Source organism: Novosphingobium gossypii, assembly GCF_050433305.1.
Taxonomy (GTDB): domain Bacteria; phylum Pseudomonadota; class Alphaproteobacteria; order Sphingomonadales; family Sphingomonadaceae; genus Novosphingobium; species Novosphingobium gossypii.
The window spans coordinates 24,917-40,936 of record NZ_JBNPXM010000007.1 but is presented as its reverse complement, the minus strand read 5'-3'; the positions used below and the strand labels follow the sequence as shown (position 1 = coordinate 40,936).

Below are 16,020 nucleotides of genomic sequence, written 5' to 3'. Positions count from 1 at the left end.
CCCGATGCCCCGCCTGTTCATCTTCGGCCTTGGCTATACCGCGGGTTTCGTCGCATCGCTGTTCGCGCGGCACGGCTGGGAAGTCGTCTCCACCGGCCGCGAAGGCACGCTTGCCTTCGACGATGAAGGCACCGTGCGGCTGGCGCTGGCCGATGCCGACCATGTGCTCTCCTCGGTCCCGCCGGGGCGCGAAGGGAGAGGCGAACCGCTCGATCCGGTGTTGGACCGCTATGGCGATGTGCTGAACGGAAAGGCGCTGTCCTATCTTTCCTCGACCGGCGTCTACGGCGATGCGGGCGGCGCGTGGGTGGACGAAAGCGTCCCAGTTGGCACCGGGCGTCGCACCGCGCGGGCCGAGGCCGACGCGGCATGGCTGGCCTTGGGCGCGCGGGCGTACCGGCTGCCGGGAATCTACGGGCCGGGCCGTTCGGTGCTGGACCGCATCGCGCAAGGCCGCGCGCACCGCATCGACCTGCCCGGACAGGTGTTCAGCCGCGTGCATGTGAAGGACATTGCGCGCGGCGTGTTGGCGGGAATCGATGCGCCGGCGGGGGCGTACAATCTGGCGGACGACCTGCCCTGCGCGCAGAACCGGCTGGTGGAGCACGCCTGCCGCCTGACCGGAGCACCCCTGCCGCCGCTGCAGACGCTGGACGAAGCCGATCTCTCGCCGATGGCGCGCGCCTTCTATGCGGAGAACCGCCGCGTCGCCAACGGCAAGGCCAGGCAGGTGCTGGGCTGGCGGCCCCGCTATCCGACGTATGCCGAAGGGTTAGCCGCGCTTCTTCGCCCATAGCGCGATCACCAGCCCGGCCAGCGCCAGCACCGCGCCGCCTGCGGCAAGGGCGGTCCAGCGGTAGCCCTCGAACAGGGTGGACAGCGCCATCGCCACCACCGGCACCGCCACGCCGTTGTAGGCGGCACGGCCCGGTCCCAGTTCGCGGATCAGCATGAAATAGAGCGGGAACGTCACCACCGACCCCGCGATCGCCAGATAGGCGATGCCGGCCAGGTATTCCCAGCGCGTCTCGATCACGGGCGCGCCCACGGTGGCAAGGCTCCAGCAGGCATCCAGCGCGGCGCCGATCAGCATCGCCCACACCAGCATCGGCACCATCGGCTGGGCACGGCCCACGCGGTTGCCCTGCAGGATGTTCGCCACCGATGCGCTGAGGATGCCCGCGCAGGTCATCAGCACGCCCAGTGCCACGCGCCCTTCCGGCGGGGCGCTGCGGTATTCATGGAGCATCAGCAGAGCGATGCCAGCCATCGCCACCAGCGACCCGGCGATGAACCCCGGCGTCACCTTCTGCTTTAGGAATATACGTCCCAGCACCGCGTTGGGCAGCATCAGCAGGGCATAGCACACCGCGACAAGCCCCGACGTCAGGTGGATTTCCGCACGGTAGACGAACTGGAAATTGCACACGAACTGGCTCAGCCCGACCAGCAGCGCCAGCCCCATCCCCTCTCGCGTCAGCCGTAGCGAATCGCGGCGCAGCAGCGCCAGGACCAGCATACCCACCCCTGCCAGCGCGAAGCGATAGGTGATCGACCATGTCGGCGGCACCGCCCCGACCTGATCCTTGATGACCAGCCACGTCGATCCCCAGATCGCGGTGACGACAAGGAAGGCGAAGATCAGGCGAGAGCGCGATGGCGGCGCAGGAGTGGTGTCGGGCACCGTCACAGCGCTGCCAGCGCCTTCACCAGCGCCATCACATGGCCGTCCTTCGCATCCCACGATGCGACCAGCCGCGCTGCATCGTCGCCCCAGTCATAGAACCTGAAGCCCGCGTTGCGCAGGGCGGCGCGTTCGGCGGCGGTGCAGGTAAGGAACACCTCGTTCGCCTCAACCGGGTGCAGCAGGCGGTCCGGGGCGGCGGCGGCGATGGCGGCGGCGGCGGCATTGGCGGCGCGGGCATTATCGAGCCACAGGTCGTCGGCCAGCATCGCCAAGATCTGCGCCGCCATGTAGCGGCCCTTGGACTGCAGGTGCCCGGCCCGCTTGCGGCGGTAGCGGATGGCGTGGGCGGCCTCTGCGTCGAAGAAGACGATGGCCTCCGCGCTCATCGCCCCGTTCTTGACGAAGCCGAAGCTGAGGGCGTCCACCCCGCTCGCGGCTTCGGCAGGCGTGCAACCCAGATGCGCCACGGCATTGCCGAACCGCGCTCCGTCCATGTGCAGGCCCAGCCCCCTCGCTTTGGCGAAGTCGGCGATGGCGGCCAGTTCGCCGGGGCGATAGACGCAGCCGTATTCGCTGGCCTGCGTGATGGAGATCGCGTGCGGCTGCACCTGATGGACGTCGTCGCGGATCGGGTCGATGACGGCGGCCAGCGTTTCGGGCGTGACTTTCGCGCTTTCCCCCCCGGCCGTCAGCAGCTTTGCGCCGTGAAGGTAGAAGCCCGGCGCGCCGCCTTCGTCCATCTCGATATGCGCCTCGCGGTGGCAGACGACTGCGCCATGCGGCTGCACCATCGACGCCAGCGCCAGACAGTTCGCCGCCGTGCCCGTCGCCACCCACAGCACCGCACACTCGCGCCCGAACAGGTCCGACACCACCGCGTCCAGCCGCTGGCTCAGCGCATCGCCGTCATAGGGGAAGTCGGCGGCATCGGCGGCCATCATCGCCTGCCAGACGGCGGGATGGACGGCGGCGGTGTTGTCGGACGTGAACTGCATGACCATATGCCCTGAAAGCGCCTGGCCCTCCCGTCAAGCGCAACGAGGAGAACCGTCCATGGTCGGCGTCACAATCACCAAACATGAAACCGGATCCTCGGGCGAATACCACGCCCATGTCGCCGACAGCGACCACATCGGCCGCCTGACCTGGACCGCGCGCGATGGCATCCACTACGCCGACCATACGCTGGTCCCGCCTGCCATCGGCGGACGCGGGGTGGCCATGCGTCTTGTGGAGGCGATGGTCGCGGATGCGCGCGAGAACCACTTCCGCATCGCGCCGGTCTGCAGCTATGTGGAGGTCGCCTTCCGCCGCCACCCCGAATGGGCCGACGTCCGGGCCTGAGGGACGGCAGGATTCTAACCGACCGCAAGGTTCGGAAACCAGTGACGTCGCGGCGACGCTTGTCCTCCATCTGATGCAAAATATTCAGAGGAGTTGGATGTGAAGAAACTCGCTTTAGCGGTTACTCTGGCGACTTGCGCAATGCCCTTGGGCGTCATGGCTCAAACTACGACCGGCACCGGCGGCACGTCGACACAAGGTACAGGATCGAATCCGGGCACAGGTACGGGTACGGGTTCCGATCAGACGACGACCGGCAGCGGCTCGTCGAGTTCGACCACCACGCAGGAACGACGTGGCTCCAAGCATGACCGCAATCGCGGCACCCAGCAGCGACCCGGCCAGACCGACCCGTCGGGTTCGGGCAGCACGGGAAGCACCGGCACGGGAACCGGCACCCCCGGCACCAGCGGGAGCATGGGAACCGGCAGCGACATGGGCACCGGCACCGGCACCGGAACGGGAACAGGAACCGGTACGGGTTCCGGAACATCATCTGGCGGCTCGACGTCCGGTGGCACTACGCCCTGACGATCGTGTCGCGATACCCGCCGTTGACGAACGGCGGACGGAAGGGGGGCGAAAGCCTCCCTTCCTGTTCATGGTCCCGTGGGCGGATCAGCCTGGCTGATCGGAACCCGATGCGAAGCCCTCTGCCAGATAGCGCGTCGCCAGCCCGGCCAGGAAGGCGGCACCGCTGGGCAGGACGGTCTCGTCGACCATCATCTTCGTCGAGTGGATGCCGCAGCACTGTTTCCATTCCGAACCTTCGGGGCTGACGCCCAGGAAGAACATCGCGCCGGGCACCTTTTCCAGCACGTAGGCGAAGTCTTCTGCGCCCATGATCGGGTCCGCCAGCCGCAGGAACGCGCCTTGGCCCAACAGATCGCGGGCCACGGTTTCCCCGAAGTCTACCGCATTCGCATCGCAGACCGTGACGGGGAAGCCTTCGACGATCTCCACATCCGCCGACAGGCCGTGCGCTGCGGCGATGCCGGCGGCCAGCACCGGAAGCTCCGCCTTCAGCCGCGCGCGGTTGGCGGCGGAAAGGGTGCGCATCGTGCCGGTCAGCACAGCAGTATCGGAGATGACGTTGTGCGCGGTGCCCGCCTCGATCTTCGATATGGTCACCACCACCGGATCGAAAACGCTGAACCGGCGTGCCACCATGGTCTGGATCGCGCCGACGATCTCGCAGGCGATAGGCACCGGGTCCATCGTGTCATGCGGCATGGAGGCATGGCCGCCCCGCCCGGTCACGGTGATGCGCAGCATGTCCGCCGCCGCCATCAGCGGCCCGGCGCGCCCGCCCACCACGCCGTGCGGCGCATTGGGCATGATGTGAAGCGCGAATGCCGCGTCCGGCAGCGGACGGTCGAACCCGTCGCCACCCAGCAGCCCGTCCTCCAGCATGAAGCGGGCGCCGTGATAGCCCTCCTCTCCCGGCTGGAACATGAAGCGGACCTCGCCTGCCAGACTGTCTGCCTGTGCCGCCAGCAGCTGCGCCGCGCCCGCCAGCATGGCCACATGGGTATCGTGGCCGCAGGCGTGCATCACGCCGGGCACGGTGGAGGCGAAGTCCAGCCCGGTTTCCTCAGGCATCGGCAGCGCGTCCATGTCGCCGCGCAGCAGCACCGTGCGGCCTGCTCCTGCCCCGCCCTTCAGCGTGCCGACAAGGCCGGTGGTCGATGGACCTTCCTCCCACTCCAGCGGCAGGTGATCCAGCGCGGCGCGGATCTTGTCACGCGTTCTGGGCGTATGGAGCCCGACTTCCGGGTCGGCGTGAATGGCGCGGCGCAGCGCCACGATGCTTTCGGACAGGGCGGCGGCTTGGGCAACAAGGGTCATGACGGCATGATACCCGCCCGCAACCCGCTGTCGAGAGCGGGGCGGTCGAACCGGGTGTCAGATCACGTCGGATTCTGTCAGCGGCGCGGGGCCATCCTTGTGCATCCCGCGCAGCGCGAACCACGCGAGAATGCCCATCGCGACATAGGATATGGCGCCGCCGATCGTGACCGCCCATGCCGCACCGCTGGTTCCCATGGGTACGAGGATCACCAGAGCGACCCCCAGCCCGACCAGCGCGATTCCGCGCGCGAACAGCGCATGGCGCGCGCGTCCGGTGGAATGCAGCACCGGCTCGAATGCCACGCTGGCCAGATCGAAGCACGACGCCAGCGTAAGCGGCACCAGGATCGCCGCGCCGCCTTCGAACGCGTCGCCGCCGATCAGCACCAGAATGTGTTCGCCGGCGATCACGGCAAGCGTCAGGACGACCACGCCCGCCAGTCCGGCGATGCGGCTGGTCTGGGACACCAGCCTGCGGAACTCGGCGGCATCGGATGCCACGCGCGCGCGTGACACTTCGGCATAGACCGACCGCGTGAGCATCGAGGACAGCTTGGACAGCGCCTGTGAAATCTGCGACGCCAGTCGGTACAGGCCCGCCGCCTTGGTGGAGATGAACGCGCCCACCACCAGCAGCGGACCGTTGCGCGTCAGCGCCTCTATCGTCGAGCTGGCGTAAGTGACCCAGAAGAAATAGCGGATCGAATCGTTTTCCCGGATCGCCTGACGCCATTGCCCCAGGTGCGACAGGCGGATGCTCTGCGGGCAGTACCGCCGCGCCACGATCCAGTAGAGCGCGGCTTCGATCAGGTCGATGATCGCCCATGCGGCAAGGAAATTGCCGACCGTGGGGTGGATGGCCCAGATCGCCAGCGCCGCCAGCAAACGCCCCAGCGGCACGATGGCTTCGACATAGACGCTCACGTCGAAGCGATCGAGCGCGCGCATGATGCCGGTGGGTGCGGAAACCAGCGCCCACAGCTGCGCACAGCAGAACCAGAAGGCCACGTCGATGTAAGCCGGGTTCAGCTCCAGCTTATGCGCGAACCCGTAGATGGCGATGGCCGCGATCCCGCAGCCGAGCACGGCACCCACGGCGTCCGCCACGCCGCACAGCATGCTGAGGCGGCCGAACTTGTCCCAGTCCCGGTCCAGGATATGCTGCGCACCGTAACGCACCACCACCCGCCAGGTCTGGAACCCGGCGATGGCGACGAGCGCCTGCGCAGTGCCGAAGATCAGGGAGAAGTGGCCGAAGCCCTTTACGCCCAGCGTTCGGGTGAGAATGGCAAGGTAGACAAGACTGCAGATGGCGCCGAAGCCCCTGCCGCTCATAAGCCAGACAGTGTTTCGGAAAATTCGTCCCAGCGCCGTTGCGGGCGGGGAGGAGACAGTATCTGCGGGCATCTTCCAACGCCTTGGACGAGGCTTTGGACAATTGCAAGCATGCTTCCCGAAGGCAACTGTGCTTTGCCGGGACCACCCTTTTCCTCGTTCCGCGTTGCAGCTATGGCCCGGTCATGATCGAACATGCCATCCTGCTGGCCGCCGGCCAGGGCACACGCCTGCTGCCGATAACCTCGACGCTTCCGAAATGCCTTGTGGAAGTGGGCGGACGCAGCATCCTGAACCACCAGCTCCATGCCCTTGCCCAAGCCGGGGTGAAGCGGGTCACGGTGATGACCGGATATCGCCATGCGCAGGTCGCTGCGGCCCTCGCGGAGCCCACCCCCCTGCTGGCAGAGGCGCGCTTCAACCCGTTTTGGGCTGTCGCCAGCAGCATCGGCAGCGTCTGGGCGGCGCGCGACCTGATGGATGCGCCGTTCTGCATCCTTAATGGCGACACCCTGTTCGATGCCGAAATCCTGACGCGCGCCCTCGCCACGCCGATCGCCTCGATCGGCCTCGTGGTGGAGCGCATCGAGGCGGCGGACTACGACGACATGCTCGTCACGCTGGACGGTGCCCAGATCAGCGCGGTGGGCAAGGATCTGCCCGAGAATACGGCCACGCACCGCTCGCTCGGCTGCGTCATCGCCACCGGCGGCCATGCCGAATACCGGCAGGTGATGGAGGAGATCATCGCGGAGCGTAACGGCGTAGGCGCCTATCACCACGCCATCGTCGACCGGCTGGCGCGGCGCTGGCTGGTTTCGGCAGTCGAGCGCGCGCCCGGAATCTGGCAGGAAATCGATCGCCCGGAAGACATCGTGAGCTGGCGCGAACAGCACGCGCGGAGCGGCGCGCCGGGCACCGGGGCGTGAGCCGAGAGGCACCCCGGTCAGGCAGGCCCGTCGCCTTCCTGTTCCTGGGAGAGACGCTGCTGATCCCGCACCTTTACCCCATCGCAGAGGAGATGGCAGGCCGGCCCGATGCGCCTCCCATCGATCTGTGGGTCGCCACCCGCACGCACGAAGTCCTTCTCGAACGCTGGCTGCGGGAGGCCGGTCTGACGCGCGTGCGCATCCGCCGCGCGCCGGGCTGGCGATGGACCGCCGACCCTGAAACCGGCAGCAACCCCGCGCTGCCGGGCAAGCTGCCGATGCTGGTGCGGATGCTCCCGGCGCTGCTGCGCGCCTCGGCGGTGGTCTGCGCCGAGCAGACCAGCCTGTGGCTTCCGCGCGTGCTGGGCCGCGAACGCATCCTGCCGCCGTTCTTCAACACGCTGCACGGCGCCGGTACCATCAACTACGGCTACGACGATGCACGGCGCCACGCACCCTCGCTGACGCTGGTGGCGACGCAAGCCGACCGCGCCAGTTTTCTCCAGCACGGCGTCGATCCCGCGCGGGTCGTGACGACGGGATACGTGAAGTCGTGCTTCCGGCATCTCGGGCACGGCAAGCCCCGATTCGCCAACGACAGGCCGACGCTGCTCTACAATCCGCACTGGCAGAAGGAACGCTCGTCGTGGTGGTCGTGGGGCCGCGACGTCATCGACGCCATCGTGGAGAGCGGGCGCTACAACCTTATCTTCGCGCCGCACCAGCGGCTGGTGGAACGCGCTCCCGAAGTGGCGGACCTGTGCAACAGTCTTGCAGGCCGGGACGACGTATTGTGCGACTATCACAGCTTTGCCGCCGTCGATGGCAGCTATCCCGCCGCAGCGGACATCTACATCGGCGATACGTCCAGCCAGGTTCTGGAATTTCTCCAGACCCCGCGCCCGGCGCTGTTCCTGAACCCGTTCGGGCACGAATGGCAGGACGATCCCACCCTTTCGATATGGCACTGCGGGCAGGTCGTATCCGGTCTGGACGATCTGCTTCCGGCGATCGCGCAGGCTCCGGTCGCGCAGGCGCCGCTGCGATCGTTCCAGAAGAGCTTCGTCGAGGGACGGCTGGGCGTGCTTGACGGGCAGGCCCCGCGCCGCGCCGCCGACGCCATCCTCGACTACATCGCCCGCCCGCGCTGAAGCGGCGCGCTGCGGTTCAGGCGGGATCGGCTAGCCAGGACCGCACGGGCTTTCCCGCAGCCTTGCGCACCATCGCCTGCACCAGCCGCACGGCATGGACCAGGCAGCAAAGCGCGGTCCACCACGCCACAGCGACGATGCCGATGTCGGGTCGCTGGAAGACCACGGCCCCGAACAGGATCACCATGTTCGGATTGCGGCGCGCGGTGACCAGACGGAACAGGCTGTCGAACCGCTCCCATACGTGAATGTGGATGCCGTCGAACAGGGCGATGAAGGCGCCTTCGATCAGGCGCTGGACCACATAGCCGATCATGATGGCGGCCTGCACCGCCCAGAATGTGGCCGGATCCAGAGCCAGCCCCCAGTATGCCAGCCCTGTCGCCCAGAACCACCACCAGAACGGGGGATGGACCAGATCCATCCCGTGGTCGAGCACGTTACCAAGGGCGGACGAGGTGATCGTGCAGCGCGCCAGCTTGCCGTCAACGGTGTCCAGCACCATGAAGAACAGCCCCAGCGCCATGCCCAGCCAGTAATGACCATAGGCGAACAGCGCCGTCGCGGCCACGCAGAACACCGCGCCGACTACGGTCACCATGTTCGGCGTCACGCCCAGCTTCGCGCAGATCCGGGTCAGCACCAGCGCCCATTCCGGCCACAGGTACTTGGTGAGGATGTCGGTCACGCCCTTGTACGCGCCGAAGTAGCTGGCGCGCTCGATCGGGCGCAGGCTGGCGGGGGTCAGCGCCATCAGGAACGGCGTCTCACGCTTGCGCAGCTGCTTGTTCTCGATGGTGGGACCATCTTCATAGGCGACGACGTCGAACCCGGCGGCATCCGCCAGCGGCACGCCCGCCGCCATGGCCTGCGCGATTCGTGCCGTCTGCCCGGCGTCGGCGGCATGAGCGAGCGCCGGAACGCCGCCCAGCGTCAGCACCGTTCCGGGGCGACCGGCAATGTTGCCGAACCACGCGGGATCCCACGCGAACGCGGCGTTGGACAGGATGGCCGCCGCATCCGGCACCGTTCCCACCGGCGCACAGCCGGCAGCACGGGCAATCCGGCCTACCCGCTCACCCGGCGCAAGTCCCCACAGTTTCACCGGATTTTCGCCGATCGTGACGACCGACAGCGCGTCTGCTTTCTCAACCATGTCACGGCACCTAGGGCCATTGGCCGGTAGAAACAATGCGAGGGTATTTTCGCCAGCCCCAATCTTGCCACATACGTGGCAATCCGGGCACAAGAGCCATTAAACTGTAACGCGATTGTGTCAGAGCATATTTCTGGATGATTTTTTCCGCAAGCCTCCCTACATGGGCGGCGTGCACGGAAGCATTCACACTTTCGAAACGCTGCCGATCTTCGGTGAGCTTGGCCGCAGCGATGGCGCGCGGACGTTTCGTCCTGCCCGTCGCGGACGCGCGGTGCCCCTGGTCGGAATCATCCGCAATCCGCGCAGCCACCGCAACAAGGGCGTCTCGCCCGAAATGGCGGATTGCTCCAACATCCTGACGCAGACGCCCCGTACGCGGGAAGAACTGCGTGACACTCTGACGGAATTCGCCCGTCGCGGGATCGACTACCTCGTGGTCGATGGCGGCGATGGCACCGTGCGCGATGCCCTGTCCGCAGGCGCGGACCTGTTCGGCGACGATTGGCCGACCGTCATCGTCCTTCCCAAGGGCAAGACCAACGCGCTGGCCGTCGATCTGGGCCTGCCCAACAAGTGGTCGCTGGCAGAAGCGCTTCACGCCGCGCACAAGGGCCGCACCGTGGCCCGCGCTCCGCTGCGCATTTCGCCCGCCGATGGCTCGAATCACTGCGTGCAGGGATTTATCCTTGGCACCGGCGTGTTCTCCGTCGCCACCGAAGCCGGGCAGGAGGCGCATCGTCGCGGCCTGTTCAACAGCTTCGCGGTGGGCCTGACGATCCTGTGGGGCGTGCTTCAGACGCTGTTCGGCGGCGCCCGCAACGTCTGGCGCGCCTGCACCCCCACCCGCATCGTCGACCGCCGGACCGGCCAGCACCTGCCTTATCTGGGCAAGGGCCGCGCGGATGAGCGGTACCTGACGATCGCTACCACCTTCGAACGCTTCCCGCTGGGTGCGCGCCCGTTCGGCCGCAACCCCACGCCCGGCCTCAAGCTGGCGGTGATCGACTGGCCGGTGCGCTGGCTGGTGGCGCTGCTGCCTGCCATGATGTTCGGCTTCAACCTCAAGCTGTTCGCCCGCCGCGGCGCGCACCGCGTCAGTGCGGACGAGGTGGAGATGGACATCGGCGGCTCGTTCATCCTCGATGGCGAAGCGTTCCCTGCCGGTCGCTACGTGCTGGGCGAAGGCCCGCAGATCAACTTCGTCGTTCCCTGAACGTGCACCTTGGCGGCTTGTAATTCACGCAAGCCTGTCCGATGCCAGCGGCGATGACCGAAGCCTCCACCCTTGACGATCGCATTGCCGCCGCCCTGACGCGCGAAGTCGTGCCCGAAGTGCGCGCTTTCGCCGAACGGCTGGCTCGGGCGGCGGGTGCGCTGGGGGTGCTGTTCTACGGATCGAACCTGCGCACCGGCTCGCTGGAAGGCGTGCTGGACTTCTACGTGCTGCTGCCCGGTGCGCAGATTGAGCGTATCTGGCCCCGCGTCAGCTATCACGAGTGGACGTTCGGCGGCGTTCCCCTGCGCGCCAAGGTGGCGACGATGGCGCTGGAGACCTTCTGCGCCGCTGCCGCCGGAGAACGGGTGGACACCACCATCTGGGCCCGCTTCGTCCAGCCAAGCGGCCTTGCCTGGCAGCGCGACGATGCGGCGGGCCACGCGATCGCGCAGGCAGTGGCAGGCGCGGCAAAGACAGCCGCCCGGCTTGCCGTGGCGCTTGGCCCGAATGCCGGCACACCCGAAGATTACTGGCGCGCCCTGTTCCGGGCCACTTACGCCGCCGAGTTCCGCGTGGAGAAGGCCGGCCGCGAGGATTCGATCCTTGCCGCCAACCGCGCCCACTTCGACGGGTTGCTGCCGCTGGCCCTCAAAGCTGCCGCGGTGCCCTTTGCGCAGGAGGGTAATCGCATCCGCCCCGCACTGGGCCCGCGCGAACGCGGGCAGATCCTGTCGTGGTGGGCGCATCGGCGGCGGATGGGCAAGCCCTACAACGTCCTGCGCCTGATCAAGGCTTCCACCACCTTTGAGGGCGCCGCCCGCTATGCCGCCTGGAAGATCGAGCGCCATACCGGCGTGGCGGTGAAGATCACGCCCTGGCGTGAGCGCCATCCCATCCTCGCCGCGCCTGCCGTGCTGTTTCAGGTCTGGCGGGAAAAGCGGGAGAAGACTGCATGAACGCCCTGATCCTTGCCGGTTCGCGCCCCGGTGCACCGGACCCCGTCGCCGAGGCGGAAGGCGTCTCGCACAAGTCGCTGGTCGACATTGCGGGCAAACCGATGCTGGCCCACGTCGTCGCGGCATTGCGGGACGCGGGCATATCGCGCATCGCCGTGTCCGCCAACGATGCCGCCGTTCGCGCGCTGGCGCTGGAGCTGGGCTGCGAGGTGCTGGCCACCGGCACCGGCCCCAGCGCGAGCGTCGCCATCGGTTTGGAGGCGCTGGGCGCGCCGCTGCTGGTCACCACCAGCGACCATGCGCTGCTGAAAGGCGTCTGGGTCCGCGATTTCCTGAACGACACCCCGCAGGCCAGCGACGTCGCCATGCTGCTTGCCCGGCGCGAGGCGATCGAGGCGGCTATGCCCGGCAGCCGCCGCACGTACCTGCGTTTTGCCGACGGACACTGGTCGGGCTGCAACCTGTTCCTGCTGGCGACGCCGAACGCCCGGCTTGCCATCGATACGTGGAAGATGGTGGAGGCCGACCGCAAGCGTCCCTGGCGCATCGCCGCGCGGCTGGGGATCGGAATGCTGCTGGGCTATGCGCTGGGACGACTGACGCTGAGCGCCGCCATCGCGCGGCTGGGCCGCAGGATCGGCGTCACCGCCAGCCTGGTGCCCGCGCGCGACGGGCTTGCCGCTGTGGACGTGGACAAGCCGTCGGACCTTGCCGATGCGCGGGCGATTCTGGCCAGTGCATGACGGCGGTGCATGACGGCTGGACTTAGAACCCGCCGCTCACATGTACTTCATCTGGATCCGTATGGATTTCACCCCGTCGCCCACCGGCACGCCAACCTTGGTGTAGCTCGGCTTGCCCAGGTTGAAGATGTTGATCGAGGGATTGTTCGACATCGCTCCGCCATCGGTGCTCAGGTCGGTGTGACCATTGCCGTTGACGTCGTGTCGCACGGCGATGCCATAAGTGCCGGAAGACGGCACCGGTACGCAGAAGCTCATCGAACCGGCCCGCGCCGGAACCTCTATGCGCGACAGCCACTTGCCCTTGACCAGCCACTCGCCGGAGGTTGCCCGGTACGACTGCACGCGCAGCTTGCCCGAGGATGCCTTGATGCCGTCCACCGTGACCATGATCGCCGGACCACGGTCGGACTGGCAGCGCGCCGGCTCATTGCGGATTTCGTTGCGATAGGGCTCGGCCATGGCCGGCATCGACAGGGCAAGACCCGCCGTCGCCAGCAGCGCGGCGGCAGCACGGGTTCGATAAGGCAGGTTCGTCTTGGTCATCTCTTTTCCGTATGGTCGGCCCGGATTGTCAGGCACATCGTTAGGCGCTGGGCATGGCGTCCGGAACGCCATGAAACCCGCTATGAATGCCCAAGTGCCCGAAACGCCGTGAACGCGCACTGAATTTCCTGTTCCGCCGCCCGAAAGCACCGGCTGGCCGCAGCGTGCAGGAAACTGTTGGACATGCCCCTTGCTACAAGATCGCGTGTGGAAAACGCTGCTCCGGACGCTTGTCGCCCCAAGATGTGGTGGCGTATTCCGGGGAAAAGGAGCGTTCGTTTCTGCCCATGACAATTCCGCTGATCTCCCCTTCGATCCTGTCCGCCGACTTCGCCCGGCTCGGAGAGGAAGTGCGCGCCATCGACGAGGCCGGTTGCGACTGGGTCCATGTCGACGTCATGGACGGCCACTTCGTGCCCAACATCACCATCGGCCCCGCCGTGGTGAAGGCGCTGCGCCCGCACAGCACCAAGCCGTTCGACGTGCACCTCATGATCTCTCCGGTGGACGCCTACCTCGAAGCCTTCGCAGAGGCGGGCGCGGACTACATCACCGTCCACCCCGAAGCGGGGCCGCACGTCCACCGCACGGTGCAGACGATCCGCAATCTGGGCAAGAAGGCGGGCATCTCGCTGAACCCGGCCACCCCTGCCAAGATGCTGGACTACCTGATCGACGAGATCGACCTGGTCCTGATCATGAGCGTTAACCCCGGCTTCGGCGGCCAGAGCTTCATCTCCAGCCAGCTTCGCAAGATCGAGGCGGTGCGCAAGATGATCGACAAGTCGGGCCGCGACATCCGGCTGGAAGTGGACGGCGGCGTCGATGCCCGCACGGCTCCGCTGTGCGTCTCTGCCGGTGCCGACGTGCTGGTGGCAGGCTCCGCGACGTTCAAGGGCGGCCCGTCGCAGTACGCCGCCAACATCAAGCTGCTGAAGGGCCTCGCATAGAGTGGGCGCGGACACCCGCCTGACGCCTGCGACAGGCAGCGCTCCAGCCCGGAACCCGGACCCGGTCCGCGCGCTTCCTCTGGCGCAGGGCGTGCAGGAGGGTGTGGTGAGCAGCAACGACGATGTGCGGTTCTCTCCTGCCGATCACGCGCCGGTTGCGGGCGGCAGGCTGGAACCGAACCGGGCGCTGGCGCTGGTGGACTTCTCGGCCCCGTCGGTGGGCGTAGGAGAGCGTTTCATCCGCATGGCCTATCGCCTGGGCGTGCCGGGGGCGATGCTCTCCGGCCCGATGGGGCGCAAGGCGCGCACCCGCCTGCTGGCGACGGTCAACAACACCCTGCCCGGCAATCGCGCCGCCGGCACGGCAATCCGCGCCGGGCATTTTCTGGTTCACGGCGCCAAGACGCCGATCGCACAGGTCGATTTCGCAGGCGCCGCGCGCGTCACGCCGCCGCTGGAAAAGGTGGTGCATTCCTTCTCTTGGCTGACCGATCTCGAAGCCTGCGCGCCCCGCGAACAGGGTGCGCCGGTGGCTGAACGGATCCTCACCGCCTGGCTGCAGGCCAATCCCAAACCGCCCGCCAAGCCCGGAAAGGGCCCGGCATGGAGCGTGGGCAATACCGGCGCGCGGCTTGCCAACTGGCTGGCCCACGCGCCGCTGATCCTGTCAGGCGAAAAGGCGCTGCGCCTGCGCACGCTGGGCCACATCGCCGAGACCGCGCGCTGGCTGGATCGGCATGTCGGCAGCGCGGAGGACGGCCTTGCCGAAATCGCGGGCTGGGTGGGCATCGTCGCCGCCGGGCTGCTGCTGCCCGACGGCCGCCCCCGCCGCCTTTACGGCGAGGCTGGCCTGATCAAGGCGCTGGGCGAACTGATGGGCGATGATGGCGGCGTCCTGTCACGCAGCCCGCTGGCCCAGATGGAGGCGATCGCGCTGCTGGTTCGGCTGCGCAACTGCTATCAGGCTACCCGGCGCGATGCCCCGCCCGCGATCGAGCGCGTGGTCGAACTGCTGGTGCCGCCGCTGCTGGCGCTGACCCACGGCGACGGCGGTCTGGGTTCGTGGCAGGGCGGCTGGGCCGTGGACGGAGCGGACGTCGAAGCGCTGGTCCACGCCAGCGGCGTGCGTGCCCGGCCTTTGCGCGACGTGCGCCAGTGGGGCTACCAGCGCGTATCGGCCCATAAGTCCGTGCTGCAGTTCGACACTGCACCACCGCCGATGCCCGCCCATGCCCGGTTCGGCTGCGCTTCCACGCTGGCGTTCGAGTTTTCGCATGGGCCCCACCGCATCGTCGTCAACTGCGGCGGCGCGGCCAGCGGCGGGGGGCTGGTGCCAGTGCGACTGGAACAGGGCCTGCGCGCCACGGCGGCGCACTCCACGCTGACGCTGGACGATGCTAATTCCACCGCCGTCCTCATCAACGGCATGATCGGCTCGGGCGTCACCGAAGTGGCGGTGGACCGCAAGACGCTGCCACAGGAAAACGGCTCCAACGCCACCCGGCTGGAGGCCAGCCACAACGGCTATGCGACCCGCTACGGGCTGACGCACCAGCGCATCCTGCTGCTGCGCGACGATGGCAGCGAACTGCGCGGCGAAGACCTGCTGCTGCCCGCCGGCAAGAAGGGCAAGCGTGGCAAGGTGGGCTTCGCGGTGCGCTTCCACCTTGGCCCGGACGTGGACGTAACCCTGACCGCGGACGGCAAGGGCGCGGGCCTTTCGCTGCCCGACGGCAGCTACTGGCAATTCCGCTGCGCCACCGACGAAGGCGAGATGACGGTGGAGGATTCGCTCTGGGTCGATGGTCAGGGCCGTCCGCAGGCGACGCAGCAGATCGTCGTCCAGGGCATGGTTTCGCGCGGAGGCGGGACATTCGGGTGGATCATCAAGAAGATGAACTGAAGCGATCGAGCGTAATCCCGGTCTTGCAAACTCGTCTCGGCCAAAGTAACTTGGTTTGGCGGTATTTGTATCTATGAATCACCCGAATTCAGAAAGGCGCGCTATGCCAGTAGCGCGCCTTTCGCCGTTCTGAAGCGGCGGGTTCGTTTGGGGGACAGGTGCCAGCCCATCCCCCGCCCGTCATCATTTATTGCGGCTCATTTCCACGATCTTGAGAACAAGGGTCGTGAAGGCGAGGCAGGCCATGATG

Annotated in this window: 16 protein-coding genes; 10 read left to right on the top strand and 6 right to left on the bottom strand. The window is 67.5% G+C overall.

The window, feature by feature from the left end:
• The first annotated feature begins 4 nt into the window (after positions 1-4).
• Entirely contained in the window at positions 5-796 is a 792-nt protein-coding gene (locus GGR40_RS13945; RefSeq protein ID WP_429276857.1) for a Rossmann-fold NAD(P)-binding domain-containing protein, read from the top strand.
• Here the strand turns inward: GGR40_RS13945 and GGR40_RS13940 are convergent.
• Both GGR40_RS13940 and GGR40_RS13935 read right to left on the bottom strand, forming a co-directional pair.
• Positions 773-1,684 carry a DMT family transporter gene (locus tag GGR40_RS13940; RefSeq protein ID WP_429276856.1) on the bottom strand — a complete coding sequence of 304 codons (912 nt, stop codon included), beginning with the start codon at positions 1,682-1,684 and terminating at the stop codon, positions 773-775. The genes GGR40_RS13945 and GGR40_RS13940 overlap by 24 nt on opposite strands.
• Positions 1,685-1,686: 2 nt before the next feature.
• Positions 1,687-2,682, bottom strand: a complete 996-nt coding sequence (locus GGR40_RS13935; RefSeq protein ID WP_429276855.1) for a threonine aldolase family protein — start codon at positions 2,680-2,682, stop codon at positions 1,687-1,689.
• Between the two features lie 58 nt (positions 2,683-2,740).
• Here GGR40_RS13935 and GGR40_RS13930 point away from each other — a divergent pair, with 58 nt between their 5' ends.
• Positions 2,741-3,031 carry a GNAT family N-acetyltransferase gene (locus GGR40_RS13930; RefSeq protein WP_429276854.1) on the top strand — a complete coding sequence of 97 codons (291 nt, stop codon included), beginning with the start codon at positions 2,741-2,743 and terminating at the stop codon, positions 3,029-3,031.
• A gap of 156 nt (positions 3,032-3,187) precedes the next feature.
• Positions 3,188-3,562 (top strand): hypothetical protein, encoded by a 375-nt coding sequence (locus GGR40_RS13925; RefSeq protein WP_429276853.1) that lies wholly within the window; start codon positions 3,188-3,190, stop codon positions 3,560-3,562.
• Between the two features lie 87 nt (positions 3,563-3,649).
• On the opposite strand, the gene GGR40_RS13920 is transcribed toward GGR40_RS13925, so the two are convergent.
• Positions 3,650-4,879, bottom strand: coding sequence for a M20 metallopeptidase family protein (locus tag GGR40_RS13920; RefSeq protein WP_429276852.1), 1,230 nt, complete (start codon positions 4,877-4,879; stop codon positions 3,650-3,652).
• A gap of 57 nt (positions 4,880-4,936) precedes the next feature.
• Complete coding sequence (locus GGR40_RS13915; RefSeq protein WP_429276851.1) at positions 4,937-6,289, bottom strand: lipopolysaccharide biosynthesis protein; 1,353 nt, start codon at positions 6,287-6,289, stop codon at positions 4,937-4,939.
• A gap of 113 nt (positions 6,290-6,402) precedes the next feature.
• On the opposite strand from GGR40_RS13915, the gene GGR40_RS13910 reads away from it, so the two are divergent.
• On the top strand, positions 6,403-7,146 hold the full coding sequence (locus GGR40_RS13910) for a phosphocholine cytidylyltransferase family protein (RefSeq protein ID WP_429276850.1): 744 nt from the start codon (positions 6,403-6,405) through the stop codon (positions 7,144-7,146).
• The gene (locus GGR40_RS13905; protein ID WP_429276849.1) at positions 7,143-8,297 is read left to right on the top strand and encodes a hypothetical protein; all 1,155 of its coding nucleotides are present in this window, start codon (positions 7,143-7,145) and stop codon (positions 8,295-8,297) included. The genes GGR40_RS13910 and GGR40_RS13905 overlap by 4 nt, the downstream gene beginning before the upstream one ends.
• A gap of 16 nt (positions 8,298-8,313) precedes the next feature.
• Here GGR40_RS13905 and GGR40_RS13900 read toward each other — a convergent pair whose 3' ends face one another.
• On the bottom strand, positions 8,314-9,453 hold the full coding sequence (locus GGR40_RS13900; RefSeq protein WP_429276848.1) for a CDP-alcohol phosphatidyltransferase family protein: 1,140 nt from the start codon (positions 9,451-9,453) through the stop codon (positions 8,314-8,316).
• A 163-nt stretch (positions 9,454-9,616) separates the two neighbouring features.
• On the opposite strand from GGR40_RS13900, the gene GGR40_RS13895 reads away from it, so the two are divergent.
• The 3 genes from GGR40_RS13895 to GGR40_RS13885 are packed head-to-tail and all read left to right on the top strand — an operon-like array spanning position 9,617 to position 12,371.
• Positions 9,617-10,669 carry a diacylglycerol/lipid kinase family protein gene (locus tag GGR40_RS13895; protein WP_429276847.1) on the top strand — a complete coding sequence of 351 codons (1,053 nt, stop codon included), beginning with the start codon at positions 9,617-9,619 and terminating at the stop codon, positions 10,667-10,669.
• A 53-nt stretch (positions 10,670-10,722) separates the two neighbouring features.
• Positions 10,723-11,628: a hypothetical protein gene (locus GGR40_RS13890; protein ID WP_429276846.1), complete on the top strand. Its 906-nt coding sequence runs from the start codon at positions 10,723-10,725 to the stop codon at positions 11,626-11,628.
• Positions 11,625-12,371 carry an NTP transferase domain-containing protein gene (locus GGR40_RS13885; RefSeq protein WP_429276845.1) on the top strand — a complete coding sequence of 249 codons (747 nt, stop codon included), beginning with the start codon at positions 11,625-11,627 and terminating at the stop codon, positions 12,369-12,371. The genes GGR40_RS13890 and GGR40_RS13885 overlap by 4 nt, the downstream gene beginning before the upstream one ends.
• Before the next feature lie 36 nt (positions 12,372-12,407).
• On the opposite strand, the gene GGR40_RS13880 is transcribed toward GGR40_RS13885, so the two are convergent.
• A complete protein-coding gene (locus tag GGR40_RS13880; protein WP_429276844.1) occupies positions 12,408-12,917 on the bottom strand; it encodes a DUF2141 domain-containing protein in 510 nt (169 codons plus the stop codon).
• Between the two features lie 287 nt (positions 12,918-13,204).
• On the opposite strand from GGR40_RS13880, the gene rpe reads away from it, so the two are divergent.
• Both rpe and GGR40_RS13870 read left to right on the top strand, forming a co-directional pair.
• Complete coding sequence (rpe, locus tag GGR40_RS13875) at positions 13,205-13,867, top strand: ribulose-phosphate 3-epimerase (RefSeq protein WP_429276843.1); 663 nt, start codon at positions 13,205-13,207, stop codon at positions 13,865-13,867.
• 1 nt (position 13,868) lies between these two features.
• Entirely contained in the window at positions 13,869-15,770 is a 1,902-nt protein-coding gene (locus GGR40_RS13870) for a heparinase II/III family protein (protein ID WP_429276842.1), read from the top strand.
• Positions 15,771-16,020 lie beyond the last annotated feature (250 nt).

Coding starts and splice junctions, on each gene's coding strand:
- GGR40_RS13945 (WP_429276857.1), top strand. CDS start 5: ATGCCCCGCCTGTTCATCTTCGGCCTTGGCTATACCGCGGGTTTCGTC.
- GGR40_RS13935 (WP_429276855.1), bottom strand. CDS start 2,682: ATGCAGTTCACGTCCGACAACACCGCCGCCGTCCATCCCGCCGTCTGG.
- GGR40_RS13930 (WP_429276854.1), top strand. CDS start 2,741: ATGGTCGGCGTCACAATCACCAAACATGAAACCGGATCCTCGGGCGAA.
- GGR40_RS13925 (WP_429276853.1), top strand. CDS start 3,188: ATGGCTCAAACTACGACCGGCACCGGCGGCACGTCGACACAAGGTACA.
- GGR40_RS13920 (WP_429276852.1), bottom strand. CDS start 4,879: ATGACCCTTGTTGCCCAAGCCGCCGCCCTGTCCGAAAGCATCGTGGCG.
- GGR40_RS13915 (WP_429276851.1), bottom strand. CDS start 6,289: ATGCCCGCAGATACTGTCTCCTCCCCGCCCGCAACGGCGCTGGGACGA.
- GGR40_RS13910 (WP_429276850.1), top strand. CDS start 6,403: ATGATCGAACATGCCATCCTGCTGGCCGCCGGCCAGGGCACACGCCTG.
- GGR40_RS13900 (WP_429276848.1), bottom strand. CDS start 9,453: ATGGTTGAGAAAGCAGACGCGCTGTCGGTCGTCACGATCGGCGAAAAT.
- GGR40_RS13895 (WP_429276847.1), top strand. CDS start 9,617: ATGGGCGGCGTGCACGGAAGCATTCACACTTTCGAAACGCTGCCGATC.
- GGR40_RS13890 (WP_429276846.1), top strand. CDS start 10,723: ATGACCGAAGCCTCCACCCTTGACGATCGCATTGCCGCCGCCCTGACG.
- GGR40_RS13885 (WP_429276845.1), top strand. CDS start 11,625: ATGAACGCCCTGATCCTTGCCGGTTCGCGCCCCGGTGCACCGGACCCC.
- GGR40_RS13880 (WP_429276844.1), bottom strand. CDS start 12,917: ATGACCAAGACGAACCTGCCTTATCGAACCCGTGCTGCCGCCGCGCTG.
- rpe (WP_429276843.1), top strand. CDS start 13,205: ATGACAATTCCGCTGATCTCCCCTTCGATCCTGTCCGCCGACTTCGCC.